Source organism: Paenibacillus guangzhouensis, from assembly GCF_009363075.1.
Classification (GTDB): Bacteria; Bacillota; Bacilli; order Paenibacillales; family Paenibacillaceae; genus Paenibacillus_K; species Paenibacillus_K guangzhouensis.
Window position 1 is genome coordinate 1,362,098 of record NZ_CP045293.1, and the last position, 22,860, is coordinate 1,384,957.

Below are 22,860 nucleotides of genomic sequence, written 5' to 3' on the forward strand. Positions count from 1 at the left end.
TACGATCTTAAGGAGTGATCGATTCTCCTGAAGAGGTACTCGGAGGTAGAGATAGCTTGTACTTCGTCTCATTGATGATCACGGTACTATCCTGTGGAATATCCACTTTGGAGCCCAGCTGAATGAGAACTTGTCCAGGATAGGAGGCAGCATCCGTCGAACCAGCGGGGTCGGTCGTCGTGTTCGTCAAATCTGTCGCATCGGTTTTTGTCTTCTTATCGTTGGGAGCATTCGTTGCAGGCTGATCCGTTGCGGGATCGCTGTATTTGTGAATGACTTTCAGTTTTTTGCTGAAGTCGGTTTTTGTCCCATCGGGTTGCTCAACCCAAACCGTAGTCGGCTCGAAAGCTTCACATGCCGTTAGATCACGGAATTGAACGACAAGTTGCGTCTGCTCGCTTTGCTTTTTGTTTCCTTTCATGGGAACGTTCTCCGCATGAATGATCATGTTCGGTAGCTCTATCTCAGGCGTTGTCGGCGCGATAGGCTGTTCAGACTGCTCCGTCTGATCGGTCGATTCCGTCTGTTCGGCCTGAACAGGCGCTTTTTTGCTGAACACGCCGGAGCCGATAATCCCTATGGTTGCAATGGCTACTAAGAGAATGAGACCGAGAAGACTAGCTTTTTTATATTTTTTTAGAATGCGCAGGAGCACTGAAGCATTTTCGATTGCCGCTTTATCATAAACGGCTTTCATCGCAGGACCAGCTGGATCGAAATACTGCTTGCGATATGCGCGGTTCTTAAAGGCGTCTGAATCGAATTTTTTGAAATAGGCGAGAACCGCCGCTGAATAGGCGGGATGCAGCTTCCGAGATTTCGTGAAATAACGGTGCTTCTCCGACCAATTCATGAATTCGTAGACCATGGTTTTATTTGCTGCATGGTGATGGATAAATTGCAATAAACCGCTGTAATCGATCATGCTTCCGTTCGATTCACGGTAGAATGCCATTAGAATCCGTTCGAAATGAGCCGGACGGATGTCTTGCTGCACCCATTTCCGTCCAAGCTGTTGCAGCCGATCCATTTCACCGGCGGATAGGCCTTCGAAAATGGATTCATCAGGATGCTGCGCATGGAACCATTGGTAGGCAGCAAGCATCACATTCGCCTGCGATCGTACTTGTTGATTGAAACTCGCAGCCCATGTTCTGATCTCATCTCCATGTTCCAAGAAATCAATCTGAAGAAGCTGATCTAACGTAATCTCCTCCAGTTGCAATTCTTTAAGTAGATAGAGCTGGGCTGAGTAGATAAGTTGGTCGATAAAATAAGTATCTTGATCACCATATTGTTTCTCTAGCTGAATCGCTAGCTTATCGAGCTGATTCTCGATCAAATAGACGGCGGACACAGGCTCCGATTCGCTCCGCAATTTCACAGTAAGTTCGGACTTGGCGATCTCCAGAAATGCGGTATGGCTTCGTACCTGCGGGTGATGATTCACCCAGTGTTGAATGGCATCTAAGATTTCCTGTACGGTGCTCATGCTCTGGAATCGATGTTGAATATAAGGGTCGAACAGCGTTCTCGCAAAATTGACCTGCAAGACCGTATCGAAGAACAACTGCCGTAACGAAGGAACACTCTCTGCGATCACATAGAACGCGAATGCCAGATCCTGTCGCTGCTCCGCGTAGGCATTATTGATGGCCCGAATCAAGAAACCGGAAAGTTCCTTCTCCACCGCGTCCGGGTTCATACGATCATAATCGCGGAAGCATTCCACGATGGCCGGATCCGGAATCTGTCTCTGCTTGACCTGCGTGTATTCTCTTGTGAACAACGAATGGAATAGGGTATTTAAACGTTTTTTGGAGACCATCGCGTCCGGAGACGTTAAGTACCCGATCAACGCGCGTAGTATGGCAACCTGATTTTTATCATATTCATGGTATTGTCCCTGAAGCAGCTGCTCGAACAACGTTAGCTCGTGATAACTGACAATGGATGTCTGGCGAAGCGGTTCTAGATCAGCGAGCATCCGATCGGCAAATTGGAAGAAGTCCTCCATCACATGCGAGTGATCGAGATGCTCCCAAGCCAAATCGATATAAGGCTGTTTGGACCAATCCACATCCATATTGTTGATGCGCTTTGAAGGAAGATCGAACGTGTAATCTTTCTCGATATTTTTGTCGTTCGCGCGCAAGCTTCCTTTTTCCATGATCGTAAGATGAATGCCTTTTTTGCTGACAGGTTCCTTGGCAAACGTCACGAATCCGAATTGTTGGCGGTAGGCGTATGGCAGGCTGGCATACAAGATTTCAATTAACCGCACGGCATGATAGGAGAGGGTCTCAATCGGCACATCCAGCGCCACATAGACCTTCTTTTTGCCTTGTATCGAAGCCATCACGGCGAACAGCAGCTGTTTGTACACCTGTTCGTCGATGTTCATTTGAGCCAATTGTACTCGATAAGACAGAGAAGGGGCCGCATCGCTGTTGAGCGGAATATTCTGCAACTCAGGCAGATCCATACCCTGTTCAATATCATAGTCGGTAGCGAAAGAAGCATTCAGCCAAGCGGGATAATCTTGAACGACTTCAGCCGCGCGCTCTGCGGGAATCACATAGTTATGCATGAAAAATGCGCTGCGCATTCCCGTGAAATCGGCAGATTGGTACACGCCGGTACCGAGAACGATTTGACCCGATTCGGTCCGATATAAATGCATGGCTTTCGGATACATCGAGGCGTCCTTTTCGCCACGAGCAGACAGCTCGGTCGGAATATCGTAGAAACAGGCAGGGTGGAGCGCTTTTTTGATGAAATTGCTATCTAACCCCGTCGAACGAGCTATTGTATCGAAGCCTTCCGTGGAACGAAAAATACCGCGCCGCTCTCGCGTGTACATCTGCTGTTGGATCGGTTTCTGTGACGGGGTATTCAACGTTCTTCTCTCCCTTCGATATAATTCAATTTATACAATAGCCAGATGAATGGCTCGTCTACGCGGATGGGACTGACAACGCCCTGCATTTTCTGATTCACGGGATTGCTCCCAAGGGCAGATACCGCGAAATAGGCGGTATTGGAGAAATAGACATCCATCGTTCCCTTGAAAGGGCGATCGACTTTCTCGATGAAGCGTCTAATCTCGCCGTCAATGTTGTGGAATTCGGTCAAGTCGAGCCAATTGCGATGGATCATGTTATTGAAAATGTTGCTGTTCGGCTTCACATATTCACCGTCTTCATCTTTCAGCGAATGCAGCATATCGCTCTTCGTCAACACGACGGCCGTCGGGATGTTCGTCTTCGTCTTCTCCTCATAAGCAATAAAATCGCCGAACATCGTCAGAACGACATCACGCGGCTCATCGTATTGCGGGATCCAATCGCCTTCGACATCCCCGTACTTCAATCGAATTTTCTCACGAATCGAACGAATCTGAAGCGGGTCGACCATGAATAGAATGCCGGCGGAATTTTTAATATGCTGCCCATGCAAGCCAAGATAATCTTGGTCGACCATGCCTTCGCCCGCAACGTCAAAGAATACAAGGGTTAGCGGGGGCTTGGACTCGTCTTTGAATACGAATTGGAAAATGAACGGCTCCTGCATTTTCTCTTTTTGGGTCGAAGCGAGCAAGTCGCCGCGTTCGAAAAGAGGCTCTTCGTACATCGTGCGGAATTTCCGGCTAATCTCCGCATTCAGCGGCATGCAGGCAGCGTCAAAGTGGTCCGCGGTCATATGCTGCAACGTATGGATCAAGGAGGTCATATAGACTGACTTCCCGACTTGGGAGGCTCCGATGATCGAGATAATATTGCTAGGCACTTTGCCGGCCGTGATCGGCAGTTCATTGTGGCAGTGCGGGCATAGCCGGTGGCGCGTGACGACGCCATAGCGATCGTTCAATCCGATGAGCACATGATCGGAGTAGATATGATGCTCTTCAGGAATGTCGTGCGGGAAGAGAATCGCTTCCATATCGTAAACGGAATCTAACCCAAATTGTTGACGGTAGCGATTCAGAATCTCATCTTCTTGAAGCGCATAATTCTCATCGTCTTCTCGATGATGGGCCGCGCGGAAGACGACGTCTTCCGGCGAATACTTGTGGAAGCAATAGGGACATACAATATCGTAGAACAGCGGTCTTGGCGCTGCTTGCGGTTTCTTTTTAAATAAATCGAAAAAACTCATGGGTGCTCCTCCTATTCCGGTATGAGTGCATACATATGCCCGTATTCCCGGCCGTCTGTAAAAAATAATCGAATAAAATCGTTCTTCCCGATTTCAATGACAGGTAAGACCGTCTTGCCTGCAGGAAACGACTCTACGAATGGATAGACAGTCCCATCCTCTTTATTCGTCGGGTACCCGCCTTGCTTCTTGACGTAACAGAGGACGTCTTTCGATAGGGGGACTTCGCATGTGACTTGAATCTGCGCGGTTTTGAATTTCTGGAACAAGCCGCTCTTCAGACGAATGCTATAGTAGATATTCGCTTTACCAGTCGAGACTTCAATGCGATTCCCGAAATCCGGTTGGCGGATTAATCGCGGTTCACCGCTTTCGATCGTGCTGGCGTAAATCGTATAGACCCAGCGGCCAACACCGTCTAATCGATCATGATATCCTTGATTTGCTTTGAATTCGTCTTTGGTATAGAGCTTCAATGCGCGAGCGTCAAGCGTAAGATCCGCTTGCTCGCTCGCGTGTATTTTATGGATATATACCGATTGAACGTTGCTTGGCCACAGCCATCGCAGTGTACAACGGTTATCATTTACGCTCGATTGAAGGTCCCGAATGATCGGGGATGTCGTATGGGCATCCATAAACTGCATGGTCATTGCGCCTCCCTAGGTGATAGCTAAAAGCCTTTGTTGCGTTGGTCTCGCGACCGATTGTCGAAGCCATGGCTTGATCGACCGGCTCGCATGTCGCGATGGCGATCTTGACGCAGCCGCTGATGCTCTTGAATCGGGATGATCCATGTGAACAAGCCGATAACGCCTGCGAGCAACAACGCGGCAATGAATCGTGTCAACCCGTCGGCGAACGGGTGTCCAGATAACCCGAACTCTAACAATAATCCGGCTAGCAAACCGGCTACAGAACCGCCGATCATAAAGCTGCGCGCGAGATGGCGATTGTCAAAGACAAGGCCAAGCGACAAGCCAATTCCTGTGCCGATCAGGAGTAAAGCGATGATCCGCAATATCATGTAATAAGCATTATCCTTGGTGTTGTCCGATCGTTCGGTGACAAGGGTGCGGTTGCCGAGGTTATCATAGATTTTCTGGAACACGAGCGATAGGTCGTCTGCTTTTGATACGTCATAGTACTGTCCGCTCGTGCGATCCGCGATTTGTTGCAAGAGGGAGGTCCCCTTAGGATTCACGAGACTTAATCCAATCGTATTAATCGCGACATGCTGCTGCTCATATTTGGCGAGTACCTGATTCGTATCGACTTCGCTGAAGCCGTCGGAGAGAAGAATCACCATGGTTCCACGTTGCGCAGTTCCTTTCGCCTGAATCTGGTTCATGGCTTCATCGAGCGCAAGCGCGATATTTGTTCCACCGTCCGTCTGCTCGAGCGCATCGATTTTGGCCGCAACCTCGTCTTTCGCGACTTGCGTATTGACTTCTGTAAACGGCTGAATGACTTCAACTTGATCGTGGAACACCAAGACAGCTAGTTGGTTATCGCTGTCCATTTTCTGAATCAGCCGTTTGGCAGCGCTGTAACGATCTTGATTCGGGTCGGTTTCCTTCATGCTCCCCGAATTGTCAATCACGAGCACGATATCTTTGACGGGTCTCGCGCCGCCGATATTGATGTGATAGAGGGCTTCGAGCGCGAGCCCTATCACGAACAGCAGGACAAGCGTGACTGGAACAAGTAACTTCCAAGACGTGCCGGCATACCGCTGCCGCCAAGATGAGCCGTTCAGCCGCGGTGCAATCATCTCTGCGATGAGACAGAACAGACCGATGAAGAAGGCAAGGGAACCGAAGTAAATGCCGATCACAACGAAGGTCGGCAGGGTATGAAGCAAGGAATGAAGAATGAGCTCACCGACGGCAAAGCCGACGGCGCCTCCAATGATACTGAACAACACGAGCAGTAAGTTGATCTTGCGCTGCAACGATAATCATCCTCTCTATAAAACTTCTATCGATTTGATTTAGCGAAGCTCTGACAACAGATGAACGTCCACGCCGTGAAATTCATATCCATTTTGGATGTAGCTCTCATAATATACTTTGCCGTTGCGGTAGTACATTAAATCTTCGATGTGGAATCCGCCCATCAAGTTCAATTTGTCTACGCCGCTGCTGCGTTTCTCATGGACACAGCCTAATTTATAGATGCGTGTCGTCTCGTCGGCGCCCAAGGCGAAGCGAATAAATTCGCTGGAGGAATCGCCGAAGAAATATTTCTCTTCGTAGCGGTGTTCATGCGTATAATCCAACAGCCGGATATGAATGCCTGCCTGTTCCTCGAGCGTATGGTACAGCTTCTTAAATAATTCGTCTTTCGATAATACGTTGTTGTTCTCATAGGCAATGGTCACATTCGCACGCTGCAGCAACTCTTCTTCGAAGGTCTGCTGGAAGGGCTCGGTGGTCAGGAGATGTTGGCGGCAGACTGCGATAAGCCTCTTCACATAGGCTTCGTTGCCTTGATCGAGAAGCGAAGCAATGTTGCCCATATACCGTTCATCGAAGAAAATGTCCTGCCCGCGTTTCGCCTCCAACTCTTCCATGACGCTCTGCGTTACCCGTTCATAGAATTCGAGGATGTTCTGGCCAATATAATCGTCCGCCGTACGTATGCTTTCAAGGGCTGCTTCATGTAAGACTTGACGGAGTTCCTGAACTTGCTGGACTTGACGTTGATAGACGATATGCAACTGCTCTAGCGCCGTCTCGATTTGTTTCATGCAGGCGATCTCCAGCGCAAGCCGAAGTCTCGCAAGCTTCTTGCGATAAATCTTATCGAAGAAATAGCGGATAAAACTACGGACGTTATGCTTATCCATGAACGGCATTCGCTTGAACGTCTGTTGGTCGACCGTCTCCTGGTAGAGTAGCGCAATCTCGGCGTCTACAAGGTCTTTTTCGGATATGCGTTGTCGGATGAGGCCGCGAATCACAGGCAGGATACTCTCATGCTCAACCCATGGATTCGTCCATTGGAACAACCGCATGAATCCAACGTGCGGCTGCTGCGGCGCTTGTTTCGCCATGGCGTGCAGCAGAAGGGCAGGGATATCGAGGCGGTCAACCGCTGAAGTGGGTTCCTGTACAAAGTTCGCCTGAAAATAGGCCTCACAGCCCTCACCGAAAAGTGATTGCTCCGCCTCCTTGAGCGATAACGACTTCAGCTGCGAATAACTCATCTCGCGCGACATGATCCCGCTCATATCTTCTATTTTCTCCTCATCCGGAAGGATAGAGGTTAGCAGTTGATCGATCGATGTTGGATCGATTCCGAAATAGGCCAGCTTCTCCGTACTGTTCACATGGAGTTCCCGTTCCATACGATCAATCAATTCCCGATGGAAATGATAGAGTACGGTTAGCGCGATGGATTGATTGGGCCGTTTGATTTTGGAAATGCCCGCAGAGACATAGCCTTGGCGTCCGGATTCCGTCATCACGTTGTTCTTGAACGAAGTATTGTTATACCGGTTCTGGTTCAACGCAAATGTGGATTCCTGCTGTTTGCGGTTCTTCAGCAAGCCGATGTGGCAGATCATATCATAGTTATCCCGCATATCGCTTGGAGACGAGATCCCGCGTTCATTCTTATCCGATAAGATGTAGACCAGATCGAATAAAGGAGAGGACGCATGTGTAACGGGAATCGAGATGCCATCCTCCGTAACGTGAAGAGGCGCGGAGAACGAATAGTCCGTGCGCTGCATCCGATCTAGCTCCCGGAGAAAGGCAACACCGAGCGAGCTGGTGTAACCGAAAGCATCGACTTGATCGCGTTCGCTGATGAGCGCGTACAGATCCATCTGAACGGATTTGAAGGATTGGCTCAGAATGCTGTTCGCGAGCAGCGTAATCTCCGGAATAAACACATTAAGCGGGTCTTCGACCCGCGTAATGACAGATAGATGAATGCGATCGAACGATGCGTAGCTTCGGCCGTATTCAGCAATATGGCGACTTACCTGACGCAGCACCCGATTCAGTTCGAACCAGGGCTGCGTTTGCTGCGTTACGCTGTGATAGATATGTTTGCGAAGTGCTTTGTCGTTGCGTTCCTCCGTCCGTACAGGCAGGACGAGACGCTGTACTCGGGATTCGAAGTCTGAGCCTAGCTTCGAGTCCTTGTCGCCATCCTCGGATGCAATGTGCACGTACATAATGCCTGCGTTATTGACCGATTTTTTCTCATGCATTCGCACCATCGGCTCGATGGCTTCAGCCGCCTTATTCCCGACATACAGAAATACGGTTGGGTAGTGGAAACTGCTCAGATCATCGCCTTTTCCCGAGATGCGTTCTTCTTCATAGGCATATTGGGCCGCGAATTGTTGTAATAAATGTTTCATGCTAAGACTTCAACTTTCTGCGAATCGCATGGAGTTTCGTTGTCATTTGTTTGTAGAACTGGTACGCATCTTCGCCTTGGGCCAACTCGATTTTCTCGTATTCCAGGCGATCTCTCGCATCGAGGAACACCTCATACAACGTCTCGAGTTTGGACAGGAGCGGCGCAATATCTTCCGATGCCGTCATTTCCGAGCTGCGGCGGGACGCTTTGCGCATCAGCGTACTGCGGTTCTTCTCATCCAATTGACGGAATTGCTCGAAGATTTCGTATTCTACGAAATCCTGGCTCTTCATCAAGTTCGCGAAAGGCTCCCAAGCTTCTTCTTCCGCGTCCCGGTCATAGACGTAGAGCGCGCCTTTTTTGCAGATCGTTCCGGTGTAGAACGCCTCAATGAATTGGTCTTGCAGCTTTTCTTCCCCTTGGAACTGCGCTAGGATCTTCTCGAGCTCGGCCAATTTGTCTTGAATGGCCTCGTATTTGGCAATCTCTTCACGCACCCGCGTAATGAGTTGCGGCGAACGAATCAAGTTTTCTTTGGCCATGTCCTCGTTGATGCTTCCGAAAATATCCTTCGTCGATTCTTGAACCAGGCCTTCATCGAGCATGCGGCGCAGATCGGCGCGTGCGCGCTGAACCTCGCCGAGATTCGGCTTGGATGCATGCAGTTGCATATCATACCCGCCTAGGATATCGGCTAGATGCAATGGCTGCGTGAACGTGACGGCATAACGGTTGCTGGTCGTCTGATCGACGTCTTTTATCTTAATGATGTTCCATGTCGCGGCTTTATCGAATTCGCTGCGAATGCGCCCGTTGTATTCACGTACGCGAGCATTGCTGTAGGTCTCACCCCATGATTTCTGCGGAATAGGAGACGGAAGGTATGTCCAGTTCACTTTGTCCGTCTGCACGAGATGGCGTCCAATGCCTTCCTTATCTAGAATGGTCCGCTCGTAACTCTCCTCATACACTTTCAGCGGCGTGTAGACGAAGAGAGGGACACCGTTGCGCGTGTTCAGCCAGAAGATCCGGTTCTTCACTTCGCTCTCTTTCACCGTGAAATGGGATTTGCCTACGGCATTGTTCTGATAATTGCGAATCCCTTTGAGAATGCTCGGCGCTTGAACGGGCACGGATACGAATCCCCAGGACGGGAAGTATAGGTTGCCGGCACTATTGCTCAAATGGAATACTGGTACTGCTTCTTCGTCCAGCTTGCTAGCGATATTACGCTCAACGAACTTCTCAATCGATTCCTCATGCCCGAATTTCATCACGAGGAATTCTTCCATCGATTGTGTGATCAAATCTCCGAATTTCTCGGATAGGAAGTCGGAGATCGAGCTGACGATGTCGAGTTCTTGCTCCTTGATCCAATGGTTGGAACGGTTCAGAAGCTCGGACGCGAAATCGCGAATGAGATCGTCGACTTCCTTTTGCTCCATGATCTTGCTAATGACTTTCGAAATGTCCGGCACGCTGACTAGGTTCCAGTAATACGTCTTATTGCCTTTGTGATCCGCTTGTTCGTCGGCGTTGATCAAGATATCGCCATTTTTCTCAAAGATTGATTTTAGCGCGTTCAAGATCTCGGTAAACACATTGTAAATCCGATTGTTCTCGGCGTTGAGCAATTCATAGAGATCTTCATAGAACTCGATCATTTGCTCGGTCCGCTCCAGATCGGCGTGAAGCCAGTACTCGCCGATTTTGGCGTCGATATAGGCGTTTTTCTTTTTATCCTTGGAGATAAAAGCGCTTCGAGCATCGCTTAACGTCTCTTCCGCCGAATCGCGGGCTGCCTCGATGTCCCGAGGAATGCGGACGAGATTCTCGCGCAAGGTCTCGATGTAAGAGAGCAGCATTTTAAGCAGGCAAAAGCCTTTCTCCGTATAGACGAGACGCGATACATAGATCGGACCCTGCTCCGGATGCAAGAACATGCGGCGGATTTGGTCCGTGAACTGAGCCACGATTTCGCCGGGTAACTGTTTCTTCACTTTGATGTACTCTTCACGCGCGCGCGTCAAGAAGGTCTGCTCTAACTCGGTATCCATATTGATAACTTGGTGCTTCACGACATTGTTGTAGCTCAGCCGCTCGCTATTCTCGTAACCAGGCAAGGGTTCGGGGATACGAGATTCGAACGTCTTCACCATGGAATCCAGATCCACGCCGATTTTGCGCGCGAACTTCTCCGTTTCCTCTTGTGAAGGAGCTTTTTCGAACATTTTCTCCATCTTCGTAAAGAGGCGGTATCCCAAATATGTCGTCATTTCTTCGATCGGAAGCACGGCTGATGACGCGCCGATAATGTTGTACTCATAATTCGCCGGATAAGCCTTGTTCATCTGGGCAATGTTCGTCCGGATGTTGCTGATATAGTCATGGATGGCAAACTCTTCGCCGGATTGTTTCTCTTCGCTCGAGATGAAGTTCGTAATATTCTCTGCGGTCACGTTCATGCAATAATCATAAGCGTTCTCGAGCAGCTTGCCTTCCGTATTCGTCGCCGAGATCAGATGGCATAAGTTGAATGGAGGCAGAGGGGAGTTCACCGTCAAAATACTGCCGTATTGCTGCTGGAACCGCTCGCCGCGGCTATCGACGTTCATCCAGTAATCGAGTTCCTTCAATGCCGCGTATCCATTCTTCTTGATGTACTCTCGCGTATGTTCGCTTAAGCTCTTATTCGATAAATTAATATCTGGCGTGAACAGGTAACCTAGTGTATTGACACGGTCGATACCGGCAGAGCCGTGATCACGTTCAATGATCCCCCGCACGATATAAGAAATATCCAAGAAACAACCGCTGCCCGTACCGCCGGACAGACCCGTAAGCAGGAACACCATCAGTTTTTTGTTGGTTCCTACCGACAAGGTTTTGATTTTTTTGTCGATGGCTTGCACGACTTGATTGATTTTGGTGAAGAGGAGCAGGCGTCCCGCTTGGCGTACCCCTGCAGCACCGTTCATGCCATCGGTGATCGATAGCTCCGGCGACAGCCAGTCTGTAATGTACGGCTCAAGAATGCTGCGATTTTGCAACAGTCCGCCGATTTCCGCATTCGACAGCAGGACGAATTCATTCAATGGGTCCAGCCCGATGCCTTTGTATTTCTTCCCGCGATCTTGCTCATTCGTCTCGAACGCTAGGAATTCGACATTGTCCGGCTTATCGCGCTTCTTCTTGGACAGAGGATCTTCCGGTAATTTGAATCGACGGTTGATCTGGTATTTCAGACGAAGCAATGCGTCGATCCCGGTTCCGCCGAGCCCGATAATCAGGATCGGGTTGTCGATGGTATCGACACGGATCTTCTCGCTGACGATACCGCCGCCTAGGGATACGTCCAATTGCTGTATATGCTCTCTTACGATGGGTTTCATTTCTATTCCTCCTTCAGGATCACTGGTACGAATTTATACGAGATATTCAATAAAAATGGTCTTATCGATGCTGCTTAAAGTGATCGTAATCCGATCCGAGCTCTTGAGCTCCAATCCTCGACTTGCGTCTAACGTGCGGCCGGATTTCTCAATGGAGCTGGCTGCAAGGTTCTTGAGCTCGATGCGGTCATTCTTCACGGGCGTGAACATAATTTTCTCCGTTTCCTTGAACTCAGGCGCGAGCTGCAGGAGCTGATGCAAATTGAATTTGCCTTTAAATGCTTTCAGCTTCTTATATTGCGGGTGGCTTTTCTCCCCAGTGTTCTCATCTCGGATTTCAATGACGAGTTGGCCGACAAAGCCGCGATTTGCTTTTTTGACCGCTGCCAGGACGAAATATCCTCCCGTCGCGATCGCTGCCAAGAGGAGGACCCCAAGAACGACAGGCCAGATCGGGAACGGCTTGTCGTCTTTCGGTTCCGGCTGGCTCGGCGTCACGGCAGTTCCGCCTGTTGCCTTCCCATTGATCGTCACGGCATCGGACTCGCGATAGAAGCTCTTTTCTTCCGCTCGAACGGTTAGCTCGTAAGCTTTCTGGTCCGCGACGGTATAGGTTCCCTTGAACTGATCTCCCGCGTTCGTCAAAGGCATTTCGGTTACGTTCCCCGTGCTTAGATCTTTGACCTTGAGGACGGCCTTCATATGACTATACAGCGCGTTGTCCTTTAGCTTTTGGCCGTTACTCGTGAGATAGGCGCCAATGGCGATGGTATCTCCCTTTTTGTAGGTTTTCTGCGGGACCGGATCCATTGCAAGCTCCAAATCGTAGTTAAAGACGAGATTGATGTCGATTTTGTTCTTATCGACGCCTTTGACTTGCAACTTCCAGTCGCCCTGCACCGGCTTGAGCATTTTCACGAGAGTGTAGCTCTTCGATTTGGATACCAAGACTTCATTGGAAGGAACCGGAATCGACTGGCCTGACGGATCCGTCAGTTTGATGTCAACTGGTTGGGATGACATAATGGATATATTCGCTTCAAGCACGTTCGCATTCGGAACGTTGACCGTAACCTCTTGATATTTTCCGTTCCCTGTAAGGGACTGGATGGGTACGATGTTTAGCTTCAAGTGGCTGGCGAAGATCTCGCTAAGAATTTGAGGGAGGTCGTCCGCCGAGCTCGTCTCGAATGACTTGGCTCCGGTACGCTTGGATAAGTCCGCAAGAGCCCCCTTGTTCAGTTTACCATCGGCATTCAGGCCAATCGTATAGATCGGAACGTTCTTGCTCTTCGCGTCTTCGACGGCTTGATTCAATTCTTGATCCGACTGGGCTTGCGTCCGATTGGATTTCTTATTCAATGCGTTATTGCCGTCGGCCAGCACGACGATCATCGGCTCGTGACTTGGATCCGCGCCATCCTCTAACACTTTGATGGCTTCGCGAACCCCGACGGCAATATCGGTATACGTGCCGCGATTCAGTTGATCGATGAATTGCTTCAAATCTTGTTTGTCCGCATTGGACTTGATTTCAAGAAGAGCCTTTTCGCGCTCGATCCGGTCCGTATAGGCAATGATGCCTACCTTGTCGCCTTGAACAGATAACATGTCGATGAACATCTTCATCGCTTCATTCCCGATTTTATTCTTGTCGCTGCTATTCATCGAGTTACTGACATCCACGACCAGCACCGCGTCAATCTTCGACGATTGCGCAGCCGCATGGGCGGCAGGCAATAGACCGGCCAGCGGAAGGAACAGCATCGCGAAGGTTAGCATCAGTAGGATGAGGCCGATTTTATTTTTATACATGGGTAAGGCTCCTTTTTCTGTGTAATCTTATTTCTTATTCTAGAGATTCATGCTTAATGAGAGATGAAAGAACGGCATGAAAATATTGTAAAATAAACTAGTAATATAGAATATCATACAAAAATAGATGGAATATTGCTAGAAACCTGAAGCTTTCATTATGATATAGTTAAAGGCATTGAACTTCAACTTTTGCAGAATCTCGCACTTCGATCATTTGTGATAAAGGAAGGAATCTACTATGTTTGCATACGTAAGTATTGGAATTTTGTTTCTCTTTGTAATTGTAAAATGCATTCAATACGTCTGGCACCGAAATAAATCATTAGATCCGGCAACCATCGACAAAGAATTGCTGGGTATCCTGAACACCGAGCGTGATAGAGCATGAACAAGTCAAATTCAAAGACCCCAGTCTTTCTGAAGCCTTATGAAAAAACGAAATATCGATATGAAAAGCTTAAGATTTGCAAGAAATGCCATGCGTTCACGATCTTAGGAGACATGACTTGCCCGGAATGCGGCAAACCTCATCTGATTCCTGTCGAAGAACAAGCTATGCGCAATACAAAGCATGCCATGCATACGGTGATTCTCGTTGCCGTGTGTCTCGGTCTGGTAAGCATTTTCTTAAGCAGCACGTTACTGCAAATGGGACTTTGCGGCATCCTCACCATCGTGGCGATCGGCATCCTATGGATCGTACAGCGCAATGTGATGGATGTAGAGTGTACGCGTGCATTAAGTAAGCTATTCGATGCCAATCAGAAAAAAATTCAAGACGGCATCATTGAAGATTACAAAGCGGCCATCGATCACTGGGATACCGATCAGCAGCGTTGTTACGAAATGCTGCGAGAAATCGGTACGTTATTGCACAATGACATGATACGCATTCGGCAGCTGACGCTGCTGCAGACGTTTCTGCTTCGCAAAGATATGGATTTAGAGCTTGAACCGTTGTTAGTGCGCAGACATGAACCCGTGCTAGTCGATTATATCGGCGAGCTTGCGAAGATCAAGCGCAATCTGATCAAAGACCGTACCTTTCAATATATCATGGCTTTCGAGCCGGAAATTATGGGTCAGGACAGAGGGCTGGACATCTTGACAGCCGTTGCTGGAGCCGCCGTACGGATGAAACATTACGTTCTCAGCTACTCTGGTCTTGTTAGACGCTATGCGCATAATCTGCCCAAAGATCGGTTCCTTCGCCTCTACCAGATGATCGAACAATATCCGAACGAAGATTGGGGGCGGTTGTCGGATGAAGTCATGCGCATTTACACGGAAAAATACCAATGGGACCCTGACTTTCAACAAAAAAGCCAAAGGAGTCTCTCTATATGACGATCATTCGGGCGATAACCCCTCGAAATCTGATGATTTTTTTGTGCGCGGTGGTTCTGGTCCTCATCGGAGTTAAAGGCGTCTTTATCTTTCACAAAATCAATACGATCGCGAAAGCTGATCGATTGCTGGCAAACAAGCAGCTGGTAGAAGCAGAAGCCGCTTATACGGATGCATGGAATAATCGGTGGATTCAGTATCAGGATGATAAGATATCCGAGCGTCTACGGGCGCTGTCACCGATCACGGAGATGAAGCAGACGTTATCGAATCTGAATATAGAATTGGAGCAGATTGCGAGGAATGATGATATCGAACGCCTGATGACCGCCTATACGACCTACCAGACCTTTAAAGCCCCGTATGCCCATGCAGAGAATCCATATGCCGTCTACTATCAACAGCTTGCGGCATCGACGCAAATCGCCGCGAAGATCGAAGAATCCTTCCATAGGTTCATCACGAGATTCTATGAACAGATGGCATCCAACCTCGAGCATAAGAATTATGAGGATGAGCGATTCAAATCGAACTTGTTCGCGATTCCTGAAGTCTATTACAAGCGGGAAGGACGTCGTGCGGATATTCTGTCGGCGAAATTCAAGAAGTACGATGAACAGAAGCTGGATCAAATCGCAAGTGCGGGCCAATACGAGACTTTATTGCATGAAGCTACCACCATGCAGAAGACCTATGACGGCTTAAAATGGAAAGCAAGTTGGATGCCGAAGAAAGTCGATGCGCTCGTCCATGTATTTTTGCGGAACGATGTGGGTCAAGAGCGCTATGCCGACTTTGCCATGCATGCCAAGCGTTATGTTGAATATGCGAAGTCCAGGCCAGGTAAATCAGAAGTGGAAGTCTATATTCAGAGTCAAATACGAAAATGGATGCGAAGCGCGAAAACCTTCATCCGTGACGGAGAATTCCAAAAAGCGCTTCAGATCTATGAGGGATTGGCGGTCTACCAAGATACAAAGCAAGAGATTCAGGATGCAACGTCCGCGTGGACCGCAGCAGATCCTGTGCGAATTCTGCAAGGTGTCGATAGCGCGGTGAACTATGAACAGGTAAGCGGCGGAAAAGACCGTTTCGATGTGAAAGTCTACGTGATCGCTACGGATGCGATGAATACTCTCTATTACGGGACGTTGAATCGTGATGACCATGTCTCCATCCTTAAATCAAACGCTGTACCGAAAGGGAATAAGATTCGAAGCGTTAAAATTGAAGAGAAATTAAGCACGCGGAAGTCTCCTGTCCTGATCGTGGAGACGGATTCGCCTTCCCGCAAAGCGTGGTATGGAGCTTATCAAGTGAAGAACGAACGATTGCAGCCGTTATTCGAATTCGAAGCGGATGGATATGAGGTACAGTCCGACGGCACACTTCACGTGCAGGCAGAGGCGGAAGACCAGGTCGCCATCTATGCGCTCGTGAACGATACGTACCAATATGCAGGAATCGTGCAGCAATTTACCGATATTGCTGTCGAGAATTTATGGCAATATCAGCACATGAAGGTTCGCTTCACCGTGAACATTGTCGCCGTCGGTGATGCCGGCGTATACGCCCAGATGGGGGACAGCTACTTGCAATTGAGAGGGGACCTCTCCTATTCGCTAGGGATGGTGACGATCATCGGAATCTACAATGAATCGAAGGAATTGCAAGTAGGAGATCTCATGGTGAATATCCCGGTGGTAGAAGTGGAGACGATTAAGAAGCAGGAATAATCACGTTTGAAGGATATGACAACACGTAGACATGCATGAATTAATGACCTTATTTTACCAATTGTGTGGTACTATATTTTTAGATCTGGGCGTCGCGAAAATGAGAGATTGTGAAAAATCTGAAAGATCCAGAGGGTAACTATAAAAAAACCTCTTGAACCTTACGTAACGTCACGTTTTATACTCAAGACACCGGTAATCAGCTAGCGCCCAAGAAAGGAATGGTTTATGCAGCAGAATTGGAAAGTGGGGGATCTTGCCAAATTAACCGGACTTACAGTCCGAACGTTAAGGTTTTACGATCAGATCGGCTTGTTTTCTCCGTCAGGGCATTCGCAAACCGGCCATCGGTTATATAATGAAGCCGATATCAGAAGGCTGCAACAAATCTTGTCACTCAAAGATTTGGGCTTATCGCTTGAAGAAATTCAAAAGGTGCTGCAAGGCCATACTCCGTCCGATATTGTGGGTATTCAGATTGATAGGATCCGGAAAAATATAAAAACCCAACAAAAGCTTTTGGCTGAACTCGAACGTGTGGCTGAACGAATGAACCAACAGAAACCACCTTCCGTTGATGCATTTATTTCTTTACTGGAAACGATGAAGATAAGCCATGAAAAGTTTATCATTGAACACCGTTTGAACTGGGAACATCGTTTCGATCTGCTTGGAGATTTTATAAACGAATGATTTGATTTCTCTTAGAGGAGGATTTCATGATGAATCAACGATTTACGACTCACTCGACATTCCAAATTGAACGTATTTACCGTACCTCTCCGGAACGGTTGTTCGCTGCATGGTCGGATCGAAGCGCGAAAGCACGCTGGTTCCAGCCTGCCGAGGTATTCGATTTCTGCGTCGGTGGACGAGAAATGAGTAAAGGGGGGCCTCCAGGCGGACCTGTATATACATTTGAGGCCTTTTACCAAGAAATCGTGCCTAATGAACGTCTGGTATATTCGTATAGTCTAGATCAAGGTGAAGTCAGGATATCGGTTTCCATCGCTACTATTGAGTTAAAGCCGACCACAGAGGGAATCAAACTGACATTTACAGAACAGGCAACGTTTTTCGACGGGCACGATACGCCGGAACAACGTGAGCATGGAACGAGGGAAATGCTGGAACTCCTCGGAAAATCCCTTGGTGAAAGTAACGAAGACAACTTTGAACTCGTGTCTCGTCGTAAGTATGCTGCCCCTCGTAATTTAGTATACCGAGCTTGGACGGAACCGGAACTCCTTGCCCAGTGGTGGGGACCTAACGGTTTCACGAATACGTTCCATACTTTCGATTTAAGACCTGGAGGTGTCTGGGAATATACAATGCATGGTCCTAACGGAGCCGACTTCCCGAACCGAAGCGTTTTCCATGAAATTGGTCCTGAATGTATTGTACTGAGACACGACAACAAACCTCACTTTATTCTAACGGCTACATTCGAGGATGTTGGCAGTGGAACAGAGGTTACTTTTCGGCAGACTTTCGAGACAAAGGAAGAATACATCAAGCTCAAACCGATTAGCGAAGAAGCGAATGAACAAAATTTAGATAGGCTCGGATCACTGATGAAGAGGTTGTCCGAGTAAGCTGAAGAGATCGTTATACATAACGGAAGGTTTGGTTCTTATACCAGGCCTTTTTGTTATTTTGAAACCTTTTCCAATTAACGTATAAATTTTTTTGTGGAAATTTCTAAATTAAGGAAGGTGTTTGAAATTTAAACATTCATATGGGGACTAGACAAAACAATTTACAGCAAAGGAAAATAAAATCTGACAGAGAACACATACTCTAAAATTATGTTAAATGGAGCTTATGGTATCAGCTTACAGATCAATGCTATGGATTATTTAAATCTTAATGATTATGAAGCTATCGTAAGTGTAACTACGGCAACTTTATTTGCTCCAGGAATAGAGCATCTGTTATTCGTTATACCTTCTTAATAAACAAGCGGCAACGTTCAATCGCAACCGTTTCCTGGTATTTCACTGGGGAACGGTTGTTTTTTGTGAGTTGAAAAAACCGGTTGACAGGACACCAAACGGTGTCTTATAATCAAACCGACACCAAATGGTGTCCGATAATAAATTAGTGACTTCGCATGTTTAACCCTGAATAAGTTTCAATAATCAATGATGAGGAGGAAACAAAATGAGTAAAACGATCCATGTTGATCCAACCATGAAAGTAAATACCCAGTCCCGAGGAGGAATAATGATTGGTTATTGGGCAGTCACTGGTTTACTCGCAGCAGCTATAACATTAAGTGGTATCGGGCAACTGATGCAGTTAGGAGGGAACGTTGAGTTAGTGAAGAATATTGGTTACCCTGTATACGTCTTGACCATTCTCGGGATATGGAAGGTGCTAGGAGCTGTTGCGCTCATCATCCCAGGTTTGCCTCGGCTTAAAGAATGGGCTCATGCGGGTATCTTCTTTTTAATGACTGGTGCGGCTTTGTCTCATGTGTTTGCTAACGATTATGGGGATTATGGGTTTAATATTGTGCTTCCGCTTTTCTATGCTGCACTAAACATCGCCTCGTGGGCGCTGCGTCCGAAGAGTCGCAAATTATAAGGAGGGGGAAAAATAATGATGGTTATTATTTCAGTTATCTTACAAAGTTTTCTGCTCGTTACGATGGCCTTTGGTGGCGGAAGCAAGCTGGCTGGTGCGAAAAATTTTGTTGAAATGTTCGAGTCTCTACATCTGCCGCAATGGTTTCGGGTTGTTACTGGGTTGGTTCAACTCGTCGGGGCAGTCGGACTTGTTATCGGATACTGGTATCCGGCAGCGGCCGCATGGGCAGGCATATGGATTGGCATCACAATGCTTGTGGCATGCCTTACACATTTCAGAGTTAAACATCCTGTAACACAAGCGATTCCAGCCTCGGTGATTACTTTGATTGCAGCCACTCTCGTGGTCGTGCATGAATACGGAATGCCGCATCCCTTTATATAACATGTAGTACTTATAAAAAAGAACTCTCCAGACATGGAGAGTTTTTTGCATTTGATTAGGCGCAACAAACTGTGTATATGAAGTAAAAAGTGTAACATGATGTACATACTCTGTTGAGATTGGTAATATGTAGAAAACACATTTATTGTCAGTATTATAGACGACTTAACCGAGGTGACAAATGGATAAAATAAATCTTTCTAAATCCTATGATCTGGATTCGCATCGAAGGGTCAATGCCAAACCAGTAGAGTGGAAAGTGGCCGAGAGGGAAAAATTCCTTCATCAGTTACGATCATCGAATAAAAAAACATTACTTGAAATTGGCGCAGCGACTGGTATTGATAGTCTGTACTTCAAAGAACATGGGATTGACGTCATCAGCATTGATTTGTCTAATGAGATGATCAGCTATTGCAAGGCGAAGGGACTCGAAGCATATGTCATGGATTTCTACAATTTAGATTTTGCAAACAATACCTTTGATGCTGTATATGCCTTAAATTGTCTATTACATGTGCCCAAACATGAAATAGAAGATGTACTTCTTGGAATACGACGAATCATGAAACCCGATGCGTTATTTTATATGGGACTTTATGGTGGGATCGATTCAGAGGGCGTGTGGGAGGACGATTGGTGCGAACCTAAACGTTTCTTCGCATCCTATTCTGATCGTTCCATCAGAACGTTGGCAGGCACTTATTTCAATGAATTAAGTTTTCATACGATTCCTTTACAAGAGGGGAAACCGCATTTTCAGGCGCTCATTTTACAAAAATAAAATATAAAAGACCGTCGGTCTGAGGCAAGAGGCCCGTTGGTGGCCCCGCTTTTTCTATCATTGAAGATGAATTGTTAGAGCGGGGCGCATAATTATCTCTAGCTTTTTTACGTTGATCGGTCAGCTCTTTCGCCTCTGTAACACTGAGTAAAGAAACAACTTTGTCCTCCGTATTTACACTACCCTCCCCGTTGTCAGCGCAATGCGTAGACTTGATGATTTTCTTCTCGGAATCATTAAACGCGGCCTGATAAATTTCATCGTTCAGCCACTTTCGCAAATCACAGTCACGCCATGTAATATCGACATATTCACCGTGATACCGCCTGCAGTCCATAATATACTCGCTCAGAATGAACAGTTCTTTACCCGAATTTTGCAGTACAGGTCTACCAGACAAGTTCGTGATAGGAAATCTTTAAAGTGCATCAAGTGTAGTATTTGTTATTGACAGATTTTAACATGATGAAGATAATAATACTAATTATGGTAAAAGGAGGTAAATTGGCGGCCGACATAATTTTTAATAGACTTGGTATCGCAAGAATTCAGTCGTCCTTCTTATCTTAATCTTGTAAAGGAGTGTAACTATGTACGAAAAAATCGTAGACATTTTGTGCTCTATCAAGGAAGACCAACCGGAACTCCGTCAATCCTTATCCCCCGAAATGAATCTGAACAACGATATTGGCCTCGATTCCCTACAAATGATTCAATTTATGCTCAAAGTCGAAGAACAATTAAACGTGGTCATTGATTACGATCAATTCGATTACGAACATCTCCAGTCGATCCATACTTTTATCGCATTTCTGAATCGGTGCCAGCCACAAGAGCAGCCATTGTACGAAGATGTTAAGCAGTAGAGCCGTCGCGATTTCGCAACTCGTGATGGGTTCCTTCGATCCCGAAACGCGCTGGAGAGATCCGAATTTGGCCCGGCTGCCTTCGATGCCCGATCCGGACAGAGAATCGATTGTCCTATGCATGGACGAGCTGCTTTTTCCATTCTGCGGACCTGACGATGTCCTCTATAGCCGCTGCAAAATCGATCCGGCACTTCAAACGTACTTGAACGGCTTGGGTTTTTCTTTTCGTGCCCGTTATCGCTTTGATCTGAACGATGAAGAGGAGCTCTTGCCAGAACAGGACGTATTCAAGCGCTGCATGTTCAGGCTTGCGCTAGATCAAGGCGCCAACGATGGATTAGCGGATAGGGAGTTGCATGCAGCGGCCTTGTCACCGTACGCGATCACGGCAGATACGGCAGCTTACCTTCAAGCGGCGGGCAGATCTCATCCTTTGCCGGACCTAGAGACGGTCGTTCGGGTCAATTCCAAAATCTACTCTCATCGGCTTCTGGCAACCATCGGCGAAAAGCGCTACGGCACGGAGACGAGTAGCGCTTCGGAAATGGAGGAGGTTGGAACCATTCTGCTGAAAGATGGACCGTATTTGGTGAAAGATCCTTTCGGCGTATCGGGGAAGGGGAACCTGCTCATCGACAATGCGACGATGCAGCGTCGAATCGCGGATCACTTGCGTAAACAGGAGGCGAACGGATTACGTTCCCACTTCTTGCTAGAGCCTCTGCTGAGTAAAGAAATCGACTTTAGTTCGCACTGGTTCATTCGAGCGAGCGGAGAGATCGACTTCATCTCGGTCCAACGGATGATGAATCATCAGCAAAATTACGGCGGGTCGATCCAGGCATATGAGACCTTAATCCGCGTGCTGGAAGACGCCGGTTATTTCGGCGTGATGGAGTCAGCGCTCCGATTGCTGTCGGACGACGGTTATCGCGGATTCGTCTGCTTCGATTCCATGCTGTTGAAGGACGGGGAAGTCGTACCGATCGTTGAGATCAATGCCCGCAAATCCATGGGCCTGATTAACGCGTATGTAGACAAAGTCTGGGAGCAGTACGATCTTGCCGGCTGGCTGACGTTCTTGTCCATTGGTCTTCCGGAAGGCTTCGTGTTCGAGCGATTGCTTCGCGCGTTGAGCGAATCCGGTCTTCTGTTGGCAGTTCCCGGCGGATACGGGATTATGCCGCTCTCTTCCAACACCGTTATGGTGAACGAGCTGCTGAGCCGACGCCGTATGGCCGAGGGAAGCCAGGGCAGGCGGGGCATCCCGAAGGGACGGCTGTACGTCTCGGTGGTGGGGCGTGACGACGAACACCGCGGTGAACTGATGCGAGGCTTGCGGCAGCTGCTCTCCGATTTGTCCGTTCGAGTATATAACTAAATCTGGAATGTGGAGGCGG

General features: G+C 47.8%; 17 protein-coding genes. 9 read left to right on the top strand and 8 right to left on the bottom strand.

The window, feature by feature from the left end:
* Window positions 1–7: 7 nt before the first annotated feature.
* Genes GCU39_RS06085 through GCU39_RS06115 form a run of 7 tightly spaced genes read right to left on the bottom strand, consistent with a single transcriptional unit; the run spans window position 8 to window position 13,745 of the window.
* Window positions 8–2,899, bottom strand: a complete 2,892-nt coding sequence (locus GCU39_RS06085) for a GAP1-N2 domain-containing protein (protein WP_152392694.1) — start codon at window positions 2,897–2,899, stop codon at window positions 8–10.
* Complete coding sequence (locus GCU39_RS06090; RefSeq protein WP_152392695.1) at window positions 2,896–4,158, bottom strand: hypothetical protein; 1,263 nt, start codon at window positions 4,156–4,158, stop codon at window positions 2,896–2,898. Before GCU39_RS06090 ends, GCU39_RS06085 begins: the two co-directional genes overlap by 4 nt.
* An 11-nt stretch (window positions 4,159–4,169) precedes the next feature.
* Window positions 4,170–4,805: a beta-mannanase gene (locus GCU39_RS06095; RefSeq protein ID WP_152392696.1), complete on the bottom strand. Its 636-nt coding sequence runs from the start codon at window positions 4,803–4,805 to the stop codon at window positions 4,170–4,172.
* A gap of 26 nt (window positions 4,806–4,831) precedes the next feature.
* Window positions 4,832–6,112 carry a vWA domain-containing protein gene (locus GCU39_RS06100; RefSeq protein WP_152392697.1) on the bottom strand — a complete coding sequence of 427 codons (1,281 nt, stop codon included), beginning with the start codon at window positions 6,110–6,112 and terminating at the stop codon, window positions 4,832–4,834.
* A 39-nt stretch (window positions 6,113–6,151) separates the two neighbouring features.
* Window positions 6,152–8,536 carry a transcription initiation factor TFIID gene (locus GCU39_RS06105; RefSeq protein WP_152392698.1) on the bottom strand — a complete coding sequence of 795 codons (2,385 nt, stop codon included), beginning with the start codon at window positions 8,534–8,536 and terminating at the stop codon, window positions 6,152–6,154.
* A 1-nt stretch (window position 8,537) separates the two neighbouring features.
* The gene (locus GCU39_RS06110; RefSeq protein WP_152392699.1) at window positions 8,538–11,930 is read right to left on the bottom strand and encodes a tubulin-like doman-containing protein; all 3,393 of its coding nucleotides are present in this window, start codon (window positions 11,928–11,930) and stop codon (window positions 8,538–8,540) included.
* 33 nt (window positions 11,931–11,963) lie between these two features.
* Complete coding sequence (locus GCU39_RS06115) at window positions 11,964–13,745, bottom strand: vWA domain-containing protein (RefSeq protein ID WP_152392700.1); 1,782 nt, start codon at window positions 13,743–13,745, stop codon at window positions 11,964–11,966.
* Between the two features lie 387 nt (window positions 13,746–14,132).
* On the opposite strand from GCU39_RS06115, the gene GCU39_RS06120 reads away from it, so the two are divergent.
* The 7 genes from GCU39_RS06120 (at window position 14,133) to GCU39_RS06150 (ending at window position 20,591) form a co-directional block, all read left to right on the top strand.
* Window positions 14,133–15,095: a hypothetical protein gene (locus GCU39_RS06120; protein WP_152392701.1), complete on the top strand. Its 963-nt coding sequence runs from the start codon at window positions 14,133–14,135 to the stop codon at window positions 15,093–15,095.
* Window positions 15,092–16,831: a hypothetical protein gene (locus GCU39_RS06125; RefSeq protein ID WP_152392702.1), complete on the top strand. Its 1,740-nt coding sequence runs from the start codon at window positions 15,092–15,094 to the stop codon at window positions 16,829–16,831. Before GCU39_RS06120 ends, GCU39_RS06125 begins: the two co-directional genes overlap by 4 nt.
* Before the next feature lie 228 nt (window positions 16,832–17,059).
* A complete protein-coding gene (locus GCU39_RS06130) occupies window positions 17,060–17,524 on the top strand; it encodes a MerR family transcriptional regulator (RefSeq protein ID WP_152392703.1) in 465 nt (154 codons plus the stop codon).
* Window positions 17,525–17,550: 26 nt separating this feature from the next.
* On the top strand, window positions 17,551–18,426 hold the full coding sequence (locus GCU39_RS32380) for an SRPBCC family protein (RefSeq protein WP_321575628.1): 876 nt from the start codon (window positions 17,551–17,553) through the stop codon (window positions 18,424–18,426).
* 568 nt (window positions 18,427–18,994) lie between these two features.
* A complete protein-coding gene (locus tag GCU39_RS06140; RefSeq protein ID WP_152392704.1) occupies window positions 18,995–19,420 on the top strand; it encodes a DoxX family protein in 426 nt (141 codons plus the stop codon).
* 15 nt (window positions 19,421–19,435) lie between these two features.
* Window positions 19,436–19,807 (top strand): DoxX family protein, encoded by a 372-nt coding sequence (locus GCU39_RS06145; protein ID WP_227793458.1) that lies wholly within the window; start codon window positions 19,436–19,438, stop codon window positions 19,805–19,807.
* Between the two features lie 181 nt (window positions 19,808–19,988).
* Window positions 19,989–20,591 (top strand): class I SAM-dependent methyltransferase, encoded by a 603-nt coding sequence (locus GCU39_RS06150; protein ID WP_152392705.1) that lies wholly within the window; start codon window positions 19,989–19,991, stop codon window positions 20,589–20,591.
* Here the strand turns inward: GCU39_RS06150 and GCU39_RS31370 are convergent.
* Window positions 20,575–20,991, bottom strand: a complete 417-nt coding sequence (locus tag GCU39_RS31370; protein WP_193726785.1) for a DUF6273 domain-containing protein — start codon at window positions 20,989–20,991, stop codon at window positions 20,575–20,577. The genes GCU39_RS06150 and GCU39_RS31370 overlap by 17 nt on opposite strands.
* A gap of 190 nt (window positions 20,992–21,181) precedes the next feature.
* On the opposite strand from GCU39_RS31370, the gene GCU39_RS06160 reads away from it, so the two are divergent.
* Both GCU39_RS06160 and GCU39_RS06165 read left to right on the top strand, forming a co-directional pair.
* Window positions 21,182–21,457, top strand: a complete 276-nt coding sequence (locus GCU39_RS06160) for an acyl carrier protein (RefSeq protein ID WP_152392706.1) — start codon at window positions 21,182–21,184, stop codon at window positions 21,455–21,457.
* A complete protein-coding gene (locus GCU39_RS06165) occupies window positions 21,444–22,841 on the top strand; it encodes an ATP-grasp domain-containing protein (RefSeq protein WP_152392707.1) in 1,398 nt (465 codons plus the stop codon). The genes GCU39_RS06160 and GCU39_RS06165 overlap by 14 nt, the downstream gene beginning before the upstream one ends.
* Window positions 22,842–22,860: the final 19 nt, after the last annotated feature.